The organism is Methylocystis sp. SB2 (assembly GCF_049817085.1).
GTDB classification, from domain to species: Bacteria; Pseudomonadota; Alphaproteobacteria; order Rhizobiales; family Beijerinckiaceae; genus Methylocystis; species Methylocystis rosea.
In genome coordinates, this window is the sequence record NZ_CP187401.1 from 241351 (window position 1) to 254613 (window position 13263).

A 13263-nucleotide genomic window follows, 5' to 3' on the forward strand; every position below is an offset into this window, starting at 1 on the left:
CGGCTAGCATTGAATTTTTTTGCTTTCGCGTTGAGCCGCTTCGCGGACTCGCGTCGCCGCCTTGGGAAATTTAACGTTGATCTCGGAATAGGAGGCGCACGCCTGCTCCTTCGCGCCCATTGCGCTCAGCGATTGGCCGAGCCGCAACAGCGCTTCCGGCGCCTGCGCCGAGTCGCCGTATTTCGTCGAGATTTCTAGATATCTTTCGGCGGCCTCCCGGTGCCGTCCGCGCAAAAAGAAGCTCTCGCCCAGGTTGAATGTCGCGGCCGCGGCGAGCTTGCTCTTGCCGTTCTTCGATAGAAACGTCGAGAGCGACCTCTCGGCTTCCTCATATTTGCCGGCGCGCAACGCGCCCACCGCCTCATCATACTGTTCCTTGGGCCCGGCGACTGGCGGCGCGGCGGCGATCTCCGCGGGCGCCGGCTGGTCGCCAACAAGGCGGCCATGGGCGATATCCAGCGGCTGGCCTGCTTCGCGCACAGGGGCCGTCGTCACCGAGCCCGTTGTTCGCGGGGCGCTTTCCAGCGGCGCTGACGGAGTGGTTGTGCCGAGCGGCCGCGGCGCGCCCGGCGCAGACGGCTGTATCGAGGGATCAAAGGCGTCGCCGCGCTTGCCCGCGTTGGCGCTCGTCTCGGGCGTCGTCTGCGCCACGGTTGATGGAACCGTCGGCCCGTGCGGCGCAGCCTCCGAGTGCGGCTCGGGCTTTGCGGCGCGCAGCTGCTCTTCCAAAAGCTGCACCCTATGCTGCAGCTCCTCGTTCTGTCCGGTTAATCGGCGTAGCTCGCGCTCCAACCGATCGATTCGCATCGCCGCCGCACCCGACGGTCCGGCCTCGGGACTTTCATAAATATCCGACGGCGGAACATTGTAGGTTTGAGCATGACGGAGGTCGCCCTCGGGTCGAGGATCCCCATAGACGTCGAACGCCTGAGCGGCGCCCGCCGCAAATAAGGGAAGGGCGAAGATGAGGGCGTAGCGTGTGAACATGGTCGCGAAGGCCGAGACTTGCGCTAGAGCAGGCTCCGAAAAAGGTGACAGGCTTTTTCGGTGGGAACCTGCTCCAACATTCTGATGTTCAGCGATTCCTTATCGATCCCATGATTCCATGTGATCGGGAAGCGCTCTAAGGCACCGCTCGATTCGACGCGGCGTGACAGCGCCTTACCATAGGCGCCCATTCGGCTAAAATTAGGCGATGCGGTCGTTTGGTCTCATTTGGGTTCAAAGAGTGGCGATGGCCTCGTTTGTCGCCGCGGCGTCGCCGTCGCGCGCCGAGCCGCTTCCCCCTGCCGCCGAAACCGGAGAGTGCTCGCTCGAAGGCGCGGTTCCGGCGACCGTCGCCGCCGTCGATGAGGACTTCGAACTGCTGCTCGATGACGGCCGCCGCGCCGCTCTCGCGGGCCTCGACTTTCCGCCGCGGGAAATGGCGGAGCTGCGCGCCGCCATCCGCAGCCGCCTGTCGTCGTGGCTCGTCGGCCGAGACATATTCCTGGGCGCTTTTGCTTCTACACCGGACCGCTGGGGCAGGGCGCCGGCGAGGATTTACGCAAGCCAGGCCGACGGCGGCGATGCGGCGCCCCTCACATCTGTGGCGGCCGCGCTGCTCTCGGCTGGCGAGGCGCGCTTTCGACCGGATCCGACCGCCGCCGCCTGCGCCAAGGCGTATCTGGCCGCCGAAGCCCCGGCCCGCGATGCGGGCGTCGGACTTTGGTCACGGCCGGAGTTCCGCCCGATCGACGTCTCCGCGCCCGGCGCAGTGGAGGATTTGAAGCAACGTAAGGGAATGATGGTCGTGGTCGGCCCCATCCGCTCGGTCGGCGAGTCGCGGCGCGCCTTTTACCTTAATTTTGGCGACAAATGGCGCGATAGCTTCACCGTCGTGATTCTGCGACGCAATTTGGCTGTATTCGGGCAAATCGAGCCCCGCTCGCTCGTCGGGCGGCGAGCGCGCGTACGAGGGCTTATTGAGACCGGGGCTCGCATCGAAATCGCTACGCCAGCCGAGATCGAGTTTGTTGACGGCGTCCCCTCTCGTTAGGCGGACGGCGCTCTCCCTGCTGGCCCTCGCCGGCTTGGCGATCGGAGGCTGCGCGGAGCTCGAGCGGCAAGGTCAGATCTTTACCGCCCCGTTGCCTCCGACGCGGCCGGCTGGCTCGCGAACCGATAATCGCAGCACGGTTCAGCATAAGGAGCTCGTCGCCCAATTCGGCGGCGAATATGAGGCTCCGGGCGCCGAGCATTACCTTGATGGCATTCTCGCCAAGCTCGCCAGCGTCAGCGAAACGCCCGGCCAGCCAACCTACAAGGTGACAATTCTCAACACGCCGGTCGTTAACGCCTTCGCGCTCCCCTCCGGCAATCTTTACGTCACGCGCGGACTGCTGGCGCTTGCCGGCGACGCTTCGGAGGCGGCGGCGGTGATGGCGCATGAAATCGCGCATGTCTCACTGCGTCACAGCGCGCTGCGCGCCGAACGCGAGCGTGAGGCGGCGATCATCTCGCAAGCTGCGGCGGTGATTCAGAACCGCCAGAAAGGCGACGAGGTGCGTTCCAGTCAGCGGCTCTCCGTCGCGAGTTTCTCCCGTCAGCAGGAACTTGACGCCGACGCCGCCGGCGTCCGCGTCATCGCCAGAGCCGGCTTCGACCCATATGGCGCTTCGCGCTTCCTGACGGCGCTGGGTCGGTCCTCGGATTTGCGCGCGGCGCTTTACGGAAAGAAGAAGTCGCTCGACTTCGACATTACCTCAACGCATCCCTCCACTCCCGACCGCATCACAAAGGCTGTTGCTGCGGCGCGACAAATCGGAGCGCCAGGGATCGGCGTCGCCGACCGCAGCGGCTATCTCGAGGCCATCAAGGGCGTCGCGTTCGGCGACGATCCCATGGAAGGCTACGTTCGCGACCGCAAATTCACCCATCCGCGACTGCGCTTCGCCTTCACCGCGCCAGAGGGCTTTCTTCTGGAAAATTCCAACGAAGCGGTATTCGGGGTGCGCGAAGCCGACAATGAAGCCTTACGGCTCGACAGCGTGCGCCCGCCGTCGGACGAGAATCTCGAAGCCTATGTCGGCTCCGGCTGGGTCGACGGCCTGCTCCCTTCCTCCGTGCGCAAGATGGACATCAACGGGCTTCCCGCCGTCATCGCTGTCGCTCGGGCGGGGGAGTGGAATTTCCGGCTGGCGGTGATCCGGTCGGGTGAGTTTCTCTACCGCCTGATTTTTGCAGCGCGCACATTGACCGACCAGGCCGACGCGCTCTTCATGGAGTCGATCAGATCCTTCCGCCGGCTCGGCCCCGATGAAACCACCGACGCACGGCCCTTGAAGATTGCGGTGGCCGTCGCCGCGCCTGGCGACACGATCGAAACGATGGCCGCACGGATGGTGGTTCCGAACCGACCGGCCGAACATTTTTTGCTGCTCAACGGGCTGTCCGCCGGCGACGCCCTCATCGCCGGCGAACATTACAAAATCGTAACCGAGTGACGCCCGGTTTTTGCTCGCTCTGGGAACAACTGCCGCGCCTGACGGTTATCTCAACAAGATCTTGGCGCGCGGACTCCCACCATTAGTGGCGGATAGCCGCGTATGGAGGGCGTCATGGCTTATATGCCTGGATTGGGGCGCGAATTAATTAAGGCTGCGGCCGAGGCGCCCTTTTTGGAACGCGACGAAGAAAAGCAGCTTGCCATCGCGTGGCGCGAGAGGGGTGACGCTAAAGCGCTTCATAAGCTCGCCGCCGCACATATGCGCCTCGTCATCGCGCTTTCGGCCAAGTTCAGACATTACGGATTGCCGCTCTCGGATCTTGTCCAGGAAGGCCATGTCGGACTCTTGGAGGCCGCGGCGCGGTTCGCGCCGGAGCGAGACGTACGCTTCTCCACTTACGCGACATGGTGGATCAGAGCGTCGATCCAGGATTACGTGTTGCGCAACTGGTCGATCGTGCGGGGCGGAACCAGCTCGTCGCAAAAGGCGCTATTCTTCAATTTGCGTCGCTTGCGTGCGCGGTTGGCGCGCGAAAATCACGGCGCGAGTTCAGTCGACACCTATCAGACGATCGCGAACGCCATCGGCGTTTCGCGGGCTGACGTGGAGATGATGGATTCGCGTCTATCGGGTTCCGACGTGTCCCTGAACGCGCAGCTCGTCGACGACGACACATCCGGCTCCGCGCAGAGGATGGATTTTCTTGTCGACCAGAAGCCGCTCCCCGACGAGGTCGTCGAGGAGACTCTCGATTCGGATCGGCGCGCGCGCTGGCTCAAGGATGCGCTGGCGATTCTCTCCGAACGAGAGTTGCGAATCGTGCGCGAGCGTCGCCTGGCGGAAAATCTGGTGACGCTTGAGACGCTGGGCGACCGCCTTGGCATTTCCAAGGAGAGGGTGCGGCAAATCGAAAGTCGCGCGCTGATCAAGTTGAGGCGCGCGCTGTCGCGGATGCAAGAATCGGCGACGCCAGATGAGCCGGCGCGAGTGTAAGAAAAAACCCCGGAAGTCGCTTCCGGGGTTTTTTATTGCCTGATTAGGCGGCTCGGTCCACGTCAGCCTCATCCCCGCCGTCATCGCCCGCGTCCCCCTCCGCCTTCGGCCCGCGGCGAGGGCCCTTCAGCAGAAAAGATTCGATCAACTTCAGCGATTCCGAATCGATGAGCTTGCGCACGGCGGCGACTTCACGCGCCATGCGGTCCAAGGCGGCCTCGTAAAGCTGGCGTTCCGAGTAGGACTGCTCCGGCTGAGTATCGGACCGGTACAGGTCGCGAACCACCTCGGCGATGGTGATGAGATCGCCCGAGTTGATCTTCGCCTCATATTCTTGAGCGCGGCGCGACCACATGGTGCGCTTGACGCGCGCGCGACCGCTCAGCGTTTGCAGCGCCCTGTCAACGATGCCCGTCTCGGCGAGCTTGCGCATACCGACGCTGACGACTTTGCTGGTGGGCACTTTGAGGGTCATCTTGTCCTTGATGAAGCTCACGACAAAGAGCTCCAGGCTGAAGCCCGCGACCTCTTGCGTCTCCACGCCGACGATCTGTCCAACGCCGTGCGCGGGATAGACGATGTATTCGTTGAGCTTGAAGCCAGGCTTGGCGGAGGGCGTCGCCGGCTTCGGCTTGGCGGGCATGCCGGGCCGTGCGCCAACGCCGGGCGCCGTCGAGGGCTCCTGAGAATTCGCTAGGGGCGGGGGCGCGACCGTCTCTACAACGGATTTCGGCTCCGCCTCCACGAGGGGACGCGGCTTTGCCGCCGCCGGCGCGACTGGCGCCGCCGGCTTCTGCTCGACGGGCTTGGGCGCCGGCTGCTTGGCCACCGGCTGCTTGGCCGCTGCCGTCGGCGTCGCCGCTTCGGTGGGCTTCGCCGCGGTCTTGGGCGTGACAGGGTTCGCTGCCGGCGTCTTGGCGCTGGCACTCACCTTTTCCACCGCCGTTTTGGCCGCCTTCGCGGCCACGGCGCGCTTCGTCGCGCTCTTGCCTGCGATCGCAGTCTTGCCAGCGACCGCCGTCTTGGCGCTCGACTTTGCCGCCGGCTTAGCGGCGGAGGCGCGGACAACGCTGCGAGCGCTCGTCGCTGTCCGCCGCGTCGCCGTGGCGCGCGCCGGGGTCTTGGCGGTTTTGTCTTTTGCCGTTGATTTCGATTTCGTCGTCGTTGTTTTGGCTGTCATCGTTCTCGCGGCTTTTGCGGAGGTTTTTGCGCTTGCTTTCCGGCTCGAGGCGGCGGCGGCGCGCGCGGGCTTTGCTGCCGAGGCGGAGCGGCTGGCCGGCTTCTTCGATGTCGAATTCTTCGCTGCGGCGGTTTTCGTCGCGCCGCTCTTGGCGGCTCGCTTAGCGAGCGTCTTGGAGCGAGCGGCCGAGCCCTTGCCGCGCGCTGCTGCGGTGGAGGCAGTCGCAGGCGACTTTTTCTCGGTTTTGTTGGAGGGCATACGCGGGCTACTCCTATGCTGTCCCGCTGTGGAGACGGGACCATCGCTGCCTGACGACTCGCGCATGCCGCCGGCGGAAAAGCACGGCGGCGCCGCGAAAGGCGGCTAGTGGAAACCTTGCTAGCGCCGCATACCCAACAGCCGGCCAACGGGCCGGCCCTCGAGAAAGAGAGGCTTTCGAATTTGTCGCGAGACGGTGACTGGCGCCGCATCGCCCCTTCGACAAGGCGTGCATTTAGTGTGTGATTTATAACACGCCCACACGTGAAAATCAAAGGCATATGCGCGCGAGCGGCGCCTGCGCTGAGACCGCAAACTACGCTAACTTATTATCATGCCTTACATTTTTGATTAATTAAGGATGTGGAAACTCATCACGGGCAACTTGCGCGTCAGGATTCGCAAGTTGGGCGCCAGACTCGCTCTGAACGCAGTTCAGTCTCCCTCGCCGGCCTCCGGCGAAAAGAACTGCTCGAATTTGGCCGGCTTGCCGTCCCATTCCTTGGCGTCGGAGGGCGGCTCCCGCTTGATGGTGATGTTGGGCCAGTTCTGCGCCATCTCGGCGTTAAGCTGCAGCCACTGCTCCAAATTCTCTTCTGTATCAGGCTTGATGGCGTTAGCTGGGCACTCGGGTTCGCACACGCCGCAATCGATGCACTCGTCCGGGTGGATCACCAGCATATTCTCGCCTTCGTAGAAACAGTCCACCGGACACACTTCAACGCAGTCCATATACTTGCACTTGATGCAGTTTTCCGTGACGACATAAGTCATAAGGGTGATCTCTCCCGCGACCTTGCCGCTTGCTAGCTTTTTTGCCAGCGTCACGCAAGGCGAGCAGAACGAGGGCGCGCGTCAGAGATATAATTGCGCGTGCAACCCACAAGGTCAGCAAATGGTCGAAACGATAAATTCGCCCGCGACGACCGCGATCAGCCGGCAGGCGCTGACGGCGCGCGCCCTGCTGCTTGGCGAGCGGATTGACACCGACGGGCTCGAACGGGCGGATCTCGTTTCTACGGCGCCTCTCGCGTTTCACGCCGGGCAGAGCGGATTCGCCGTGCTCTACCGCTTCGGGGTCGCCGTTCTCTTCGGCCTTTCGCCGCTGGAGGAGGATGAGATCGTCCAAAAGATCGGCCTTCGCGTTGCGGGCGCGTCGCGGGGCGACGACGAGACGTTGATCATCGAAGCGACTCCCGACGGCGAGGAAAAGGCGCTGCCGGACGGACGCCTCGCGGTAAAGGACCTTTCCGAAGCGCGGTTGCTGGTGATCGCCGACGTCTTGGCGAAAAGCGTCGCCCTGGGGCGTGACGAGCGGCGCGTCAACGCCGTTTTCGACACGATCGAGCCGTTCGCCGCCGAACTTGCGGCGAGGGGCAGCCCGCCATGGAAGCGTAAATCCATGCTGGAGCTCATGGGCCAGACACTGCTCGTGCGGCACCGCGTTTCAGGCCGCGTCGCCGTCGACGACAAGCCGGATGTGCTTTGGGATCGGCCTGACCTCGAAAGGCTCTATGCGCGTCTCGAGGATGAGTACGAACTTACGCCGCGGGCCCGCACGCTCAACGCCAAAATCGATGTGATTGGCGAGACCGCCCGCGCGCTGACCGATCTCATCGACGCGGCGCGCTCGGTTCGGCTGGAGTGGACGATCATCATATTGATCGCGATGGAGATCGTCCTCACCCTGTTCCAGATGTGGGTCGCGCGCATGAGCTGAGCGCGTCATCGACGTCGCGCAGCGGCGTTTCGCCAGCCATCCATTCGAAATTCGGAAGCTGGTGGCGCGCGAAGGTGAACTGACGCTTGGCGTAACGGCGCGTATCGAGCTGACTGCGCAAAATCGCTTCCGCAAGCGTTAGTCGTCCGTCGAGATACGCGATGAGGTGGGGCACGCCATGCGCGCGCATCGCCGGCAGCGACGGATCGAGTCCCCGCGCCTTGAGCGCCGCGACCTCGTCGAGCGCGCCCGCTTGCGTCATTCTTTCGAAGCGCGCGTCGATGCGCGCGTAAAGCGTCTCCCGCTCGGGCGCGAGGAAAAAGGCGGCGCATTCCGACGCCTTCAGAATCGGCGGGCTGCGCGGACCCTGAAAGGAAACGAGCGGCTTGCCTGTCGCCTCCAGGACTTCCAAAGCCCGCAACAGCCGCTGCGGATCGGTCTTGCGCAGCACGGCGGCCGTCGCCGGGTCGCGCGCGGCGAGTTCGGCATGAAGCTGCTGCGGGGTCTTGTCCTGCGCCCAGGCGCGCATCGCTTCGCGCACATCGCCGGGCACGGCCGGAATGTCCGAAAGTCCGTAAAGCGCCGCCCGGAAATACATTCCCGTGCCGCCGACGAGAATCGGCGTCAGTTCGCGCGCATCGAGGTCGCGTAGAACGCGTGCGAGATCTTCGAGCCAGCGTCCGACGGAATAGTTCGTCGCCGCATCGACCTGGCCAAAGAGAAGATGCGGCGCGGCGGCTTCCTCCTCAATCGTCGGGCGCGCGGTGACGATCCGCAAGTCGCGATAAACCTGCATCGAATCGGCGTTGACGATAACGCCGCGCTGGCGGCGCGCGACTTCGAGCGCCAGCGCGGACTTGCCCGAAGCGGTTGGACCTGCAATGAGAATGGCGCGTGCGCGCATGGCGCTATTGCCGCTGAAACGGTGGAGATGTCAAAGCCCATCGAGTACGTCGCGACCTTCGTCGCCGGACGGGACGCGGCGCTGAACGAACGCGCGGTGTCGGGCGCGCTCTACGACTCTGGATTGATCGACGCAGGGCGTGATTGGCTCGCGCCCGATCACGCCGTTGACGCGTTCCTGGCGGGGGCGGGGCACGACCTTGCCGACTTGCGCGCGCGGCTGCAGGTGGCGGTCGCGGACGATCCGATCGACGTCATCGTTCAGCCGACGACGGGCCGGCGCAAGAAACTGCTGGTCGCCGACATGGATTCGACCATGATCGGGCAGGAGTGCATCGACGAGCTCGCTGACCTCGTCGGCTTGCGCGAACATGTCGCGGCGATCACCGAGCGCGCAATGCGCGGCGAGGTCGCGTTCGAGGGCGCCTTGAGGGAGCGAGTCGCGCTGCTTGCGGGCGTGACCCTCTCGCAGATCGAGACGCTGCTGATGCGCATTACTCTGACGCCCGGCGCGCGACAGCTTGTGCGCACCATGCGCGCGCATGGCGCCCATACCGCGCTCGTGTCGGGCGGCTTCACGCAATTCACAGAGCCCGTCGCCGAGCGTATCGGCTTTCATGAGACGCGCGCCAATCGCCTCGAAATTGCTGATGGCGCGCTGACAGGCGCAGTCGTTGCGCCGATCCTGGGAAGCGAAGCCAAGCGCGCGTCCCTTATCGGATTGCGCGAGGCGCAAGGACTGTCGCGCGAAGCGACGCTGGCGATCGGGGACGGCGCCAATGATCTTGCCATGCTGCGCGAGGCGGGTCTCGGCGTCGCCTTTCACGCCAAGCCGAAAGTGGCGCAGGCCGCGGATGCGCGTATCGACCATGCCGATCTGACCGCGGCGCTCTTCGCGCAGGGGTATAGGCGCGAGGAGTTTGTCGACTAACAGCCTCTTCCTTCTACCTCCCCCGGGTGAATCCCTCTCCCGCCGGAGGGGCGGAAGAGGGCTATAGGTCACTCCACCGGCAAGGCGACGAAATGCGCGTCGCCCTGGCCGTTCGCGACGATCAGCAGCGCCGTCTTCTTGCCCGCGCCTTTCAGGGTCTTGATTTTCTTGAGCACGTCCGCCGGGTCGCTCACCGCTTCCTGATTGACCTCAAGCAGCACCTCGCCCGCCTGGAGGCGTTTCTCGGCCGCCTCCGAGCGCGGATCGACGGCGGTGATGACGACGCCGACCTTAACGGTGTCCTTGATCTGATAGCGCGACCGCAACGCATCCGAGAGGCGCGACAGTTCGAGCCCCAGCACGCTCTGCGAGGACCCGTCGCCGCCGCTTTCGGACTTCTCCTTTTCGTCGCCGTCCTTGGACGCGACCTTCTCCCCGTCCTCAAGGCGACCGAGCTTGACGGTCTTGGTCTGCTCCTTGCCGCTGCGCACGACGACGAGTTCGACATCCTTGCCGACCGGGGTCGCGGCGACGAGTTTCGGCAGGTCGCGCGACTCCTTGATCGGCTTGCCGTCGAATTTGACGATCACGTCGCCGACCTTCAGCCCCGCCGGCTTGGACGGGCCCTTATCGTCGACGCCGGCGACGAGCGCGCCGCGAGTCGCGCCGAGGTTGAGCGTTTCAGCGATGGCGTCGTCGATATTCTGGATACGGACCCCGAGCCAGCCGCGGCGCGTCTCGCCGAATGCTTGCAACTGTTCAATGACGGGCTCCACGGTATTCGCCGGCGTGGCGAAACCGATGCCGACCGAGCCGCCCGACGGCGACAGGATCGCGGTGTTGATGCCGATGACTTCGCCGTCCATGTTGAATAGCGGTCCGCCGGAATTCCCCTTGTTGATGGAGGCGTCGGTCTGAATGTAGTTGTCGTATGGACCGCTATCGATGTTGCGGTTGCGCGCCGAAACGATGCCCGCCGTCACCGATCCGCCGAGTCCGAACGGGTTGCCGACGGCGAGCACCCAGTCGCCGACTTTCGCCTTGTCGCTGTCGCCGAATTTGACCGCTTTCAGCGGCTTTTCCGGCTTCACCTTCAGAACCGCCACGTCCACTTTCTGGTCCTTGCCCAGGACTTCCGCCTTGAGCTTCTGACCGTCGTTGAGGATCACCGTCACCTCATTGGCGTCGGCGATGACATGGTTGTTGGTGATCACGATGCCGGAGGGATCAATCACGAAACCGGAGCCCAGCGAACTTGATCTGCGCTGACGCGGCAGTTCCGGCATTCCCTGGCCACGGCGCCGGAAGAATTCCTCGAAAAGATCGTCGAAGGGCGCGCCCGGTCCGACTCCGGGCGGCAGGTTGGGGCCGCCTTCGTTCCGGGAGCTGCGTTTCGCATCCACCGTGGTGGCGGAAATATTGACCACGGCGTCCGAGACCTGGGTGGAGAGTTCGGACAGCGAATCGGGACCTTTCGCCTGCGCCGGAGCGACGACGAGGTAGAGTGCGGGCGCGGTCGCGAGGATCGCTCTCGCGGCGCGACGAAGTGCGGACGTCATGCGTTATGTCTCCTGTCAGGGACAAGATATGCCCGGGCGCGGCTCAACGCACGCGCTTGCGGGTCACTTTTTTTGGTTTCGCTCCGGTTCCGATTGGTCCGCGCTCAGCGCGGCGCTCGCCTCCGGAGCCGAGAAAAAACGGAAGAATTCCGATCGCGGACTGATCAAGAATCGCGTCTCCCCCGGCTTGAAAGCGCTCTCATAGGCTTGCATCGACCGATAGAAAGCAAAGAAGTCGGGATCCCGGCCGAAAGCTTCGGCGAAGATGCGGTTACGCTCGGCGTCGCCTTCGCCCTTCATCTGGTCGGCTTTCTGTTGCGCTTCGGCTTTCAGCACCACGACGTCGCGGTCGGCCCGGGCGGTGATTTTTTGCGCCTGCTCCGAACCTTGGGCGCGATATTCGGCAGCTTCGCGCTGGCGCTCGGTCTGCATGCGCCCGAAAACCTTTTCAGAGATCTGCTGCGGGAGATCGACGCGGCGGATGCGCGCGTCGACGACCTGCACGCCGAACTTTCGCGCCTCGCGGTCCGCCTGCTCCTTGATCTTCACCATCAACCCGGCGCGCTCGTCGCGCACGATCTGCTGCTGGTTTGCTTCGCTCAGCACGCGTCGGACGGCGGAGTTCAACACCGAACCAAGCTGATTGTTCGCGCCCATGACGCTGTTAACGGTCTGATAGAACCGCAACGCGTCGACGATGCGATAGCGGATGAAGCTGTCGACCTCGAGTCGTTGATTGTCGGCGGCGAGAACTTCCAGATTCGGGCTCTCAACATCGAGAATGCGATTGTCGAAGGTGACGACATTTTCGACAAGCGGAAATTTGAAGTGGAGGCCGGGCTCGGTGATCAGTCCTCGGCCGGGCACGGGTTCGCCAAACCGCAGCACCACCGCTTGTTCGGTTTGCGATACGGTGAAGAGGGCTCCGCCGACGGCGATGACGCCGATAAGCAGCGCGACGGCGAGCGCGAAGAGAAGGCCAGACCTCATTTGCGGCCTCCTTGGAAGGGCGTAAAGGCGGGCAGGGGCACGAAGGGCGTCACGCCGCCGCCGGCTTTCGACGGATCGTCGAGAATGATTTTCTCTGAGCCGCCCAGCACGCGCTCCATCGTTTCAAGATAGAGACGCTGGCGGGTGATCGTGGGCGCGTTTTTATATTGAGCGTAAATCTGCTCGAAACGCGACGCCTGGCCCCGCGCCTCTGCGACGATCTGTTCGCGGTAGGCCTCGGCCTCCTGCAGAATGCGGGCGGCTCCGCCGCGCGCTTCCGGAACAACTCGATTGGCGTAAGCTTCGGCCTCGTTGCCGAGACGCTGCAGATCCTGCTGGGCGGCGGTCACGTCGCGAAAAGCCGCGATCACCTGCTGCGGCGGATCGACCGAAAGCAAGAGCACCTGCAGCACCAGCACCCCGGCGTGATAGTCCTCGAGCACCTTCTGCATCAACGCCTGACTGGCGGGCTCGATCAACTTGCGATCGGCGGTCAGAATTTTTTGAATTTGCGTCTGGCCGACGATCTCGCGCATGGCGCTTTCGGCCACAGCCTTCACTGTTCCTGGCTGATTGGCGACGTTGAAGGCGTAATCTTCCGGCTTCGCGGGATCAATTTGCCAGATGACGCGAAACTTGACGTCGGCGATGTTCTCGTCGCCGGTCAGCATCAGGCTTTCTTCGGGCGCTTCCGGCCCTCGAGGCGCGGAGACCGACCCACGGCGACGCCCTTCTGAGACGACGCTCGGCTCTTCGCGAAAACCGACGTCGGTGATGTTACGGTCGGTAACCGCTAGCTTGACAACGGATCCGATCGGACCTGGAAGATTGTAGTTCAGGCCCGCCTGAGTCTTTCCCATATATTTGCCGAAGATCAGGTTGAGGCCGATCTCGTTGGGTCCGACGGTGTAAAGCCCGGAGAGCAGCCATGCGAGCACGGCGACCAGCACAAGTATCGCGAGCCCGCGTCCGCCGAATCCGCTCGGCAGAACCTTTTTCAAGCCTTCCTGGCTACGGCGCAGCATCTCTTCGAGGTCCGGGGGCTGCCCGCCGGAACCCTGTCCCCAGGGACCTCCGGGCTGACCCCACGGATTGTTATTCTGATTGCGCGGCCCGCCTTGATCGCTCCAGGGCATGTCGTCTCGCATAAAGAGGAATGGGGCGGCGCTCGCGCCGCGTTTGGCAATGTTATAGGCATTCGCCGGCGCTGCGGCAATGACGCGACCGGTTAGCGCTCGTGC

Annotated in this window: 13 protein-coding genes; 6 read left to right on the plus strand and 7 right to left on the minus strand. The window is 63.9% G+C overall.

Annotation, left to right across the window (positions count from 1 at the left end; all coding sequences use genetic code 11):
- Positions 1-3 precede the first annotated feature (3 nt).
- Positions 4-987, minus strand: coding sequence for a tol-pal system protein YbgF (ybgF, locus tag ACPS74_RS01230; protein WP_029648223.1), 984 nt, complete (start codon positions 985-987; stop codon positions 4-6).
- A gap of 247 nt (positions 988-1234) precedes the next feature.
- Here ybgF and ACPS74_RS01235 point away from each other — a divergent pair, with 247 nt between their 5' ends.
- From ACPS74_RS01235 to ACPS74_RS01245, 3 genes are all read left to right on the plus strand, one after another.
- Positions 1235-2038 carry a thermonuclease family protein gene (locus ACPS74_RS01235; RefSeq protein WP_239754515.1) on the plus strand — a complete coding sequence of 268 codons (804 nt, stop codon included), beginning with the start codon at positions 1235-1237 and terminating at the stop codon, positions 2036-2038.
- Positions 2016-3485: a M48 family metalloprotease gene (locus ACPS74_RS01240; RefSeq protein WP_029648221.1), complete on the plus strand. Its 1470-nt coding sequence runs from the start codon at positions 2016-2018 to the stop codon at positions 3483-3485. The genes ACPS74_RS01235 and ACPS74_RS01240 overlap by 23 nt, the downstream gene beginning before the upstream one ends.
- Before the next feature lie 114 nt (positions 3486-3599).
- Positions 3600-4481, plus strand: coding sequence for an RNA polymerase factor sigma-32 (locus tag ACPS74_RS01245; RefSeq protein WP_026222993.1), 882 nt, complete (start codon positions 3600-3602; stop codon positions 4479-4481).
- 43 nt (positions 4482-4524) lie between these two features.
- Here the strand turns inward: ACPS74_RS01245 and ACPS74_RS01250 are convergent, their stop codons facing one another.
- The gene (locus ACPS74_RS01250) at positions 4525-5412 is read right to left on the minus strand and encodes a CarD family transcriptional regulator (protein ID WP_347371853.1); all 888 of its coding nucleotides are present in this window, start codon (positions 5410-5412) and stop codon (positions 4525-4527) included.
- On the opposite strand from ACPS74_RS01250, the gene ACPS74_RS01255 reads away from it, so the two are divergent.
- On the plus strand, positions 5396-6028 hold the full coding sequence (locus ACPS74_RS01255) for a hypothetical protein (RefSeq protein ID WP_347371851.1): 633 nt from the start codon (positions 5396-5398) through the stop codon (positions 6026-6028). The genes ACPS74_RS01250 and ACPS74_RS01255 overlap by 17 nt on opposite strands.
- Positions 6029-6354: 326 nt before the next feature.
- On the opposite strand, the gene fdxA is transcribed toward ACPS74_RS01255, so the two are convergent.
- Entirely contained in the window at positions 6355-6693 is a 339-nt protein-coding gene (fdxA, locus tag ACPS74_RS01260; protein WP_029648218.1) for a ferredoxin FdxA, read from the minus strand.
- Between the two features lie 121 nt (positions 6694-6814).
- Here fdxA and ACPS74_RS01265 point away from each other — a divergent pair, with 121 nt between their 5' ends.
- Entirely contained in the window at positions 6815-7639 is an 825-nt protein-coding gene (locus tag ACPS74_RS01265) for an RMD1 family protein (RefSeq protein WP_018408482.1), read from the plus strand.
- Here ACPS74_RS01265 and miaA read toward each other — a convergent pair.
- Positions 7602-8543, minus strand: coding sequence for a tRNA (adenosine(37)-N6)-dimethylallyltransferase MiaA (miaA, locus tag ACPS74_RS01270; RefSeq protein WP_029648217.1), 942 nt, complete (start codon positions 8541-8543; stop codon positions 7602-7604). The two genes, ACPS74_RS01265 and miaA, sit on opposite strands and share 38 nt — an antisense overlap.
- A gap of 27 nt (positions 8544-8570) precedes the next feature.
- Between miaA and serB the strand changes: the two genes are divergently transcribed.
- The gene (gene serB / locus ACPS74_RS01275) at positions 8571-9473 is read left to right on the plus strand and encodes a phosphoserine phosphatase SerB (protein WP_029648216.1); all 903 of its coding nucleotides are present in this window, start codon (positions 8571-8573) and stop codon (positions 9471-9473) included.
- A 68-nt stretch (positions 9474-9541) separates the two neighbouring features.
- On the opposite strand, the gene ACPS74_RS01280 is transcribed toward serB, so the two are convergent.
- From ACPS74_RS01280 to hflK, 3 genes are all read right to left on the minus strand, one after another.
- Positions 9542-11032, minus strand: a complete 1491-nt coding sequence (locus ACPS74_RS01280) for a Do family serine endopeptidase (RefSeq protein ID WP_029648215.1) — start codon at positions 11030-11032, stop codon at positions 9542-9544.
- 63 nt (positions 11033-11095) lie between these two features.
- A complete protein-coding gene (hflC, locus tag ACPS74_RS01285) occupies positions 11096-12022 on the minus strand; it encodes a protease modulator HflC (protein WP_029648214.1) in 927 nt (308 codons plus the stop codon).
- A complete protein-coding gene (gene hflK / locus ACPS74_RS01290) occupies positions 12019-13158 on the minus strand; it encodes an FtsH protease activity modulator HflK (protein ID WP_239754512.1) in 1140 nt (379 codons plus the stop codon). The genes hflC and hflK overlap by 4 nt, the downstream gene beginning before the upstream one ends.
- Positions 13159-13263 lie beyond the last annotated feature (105 nt).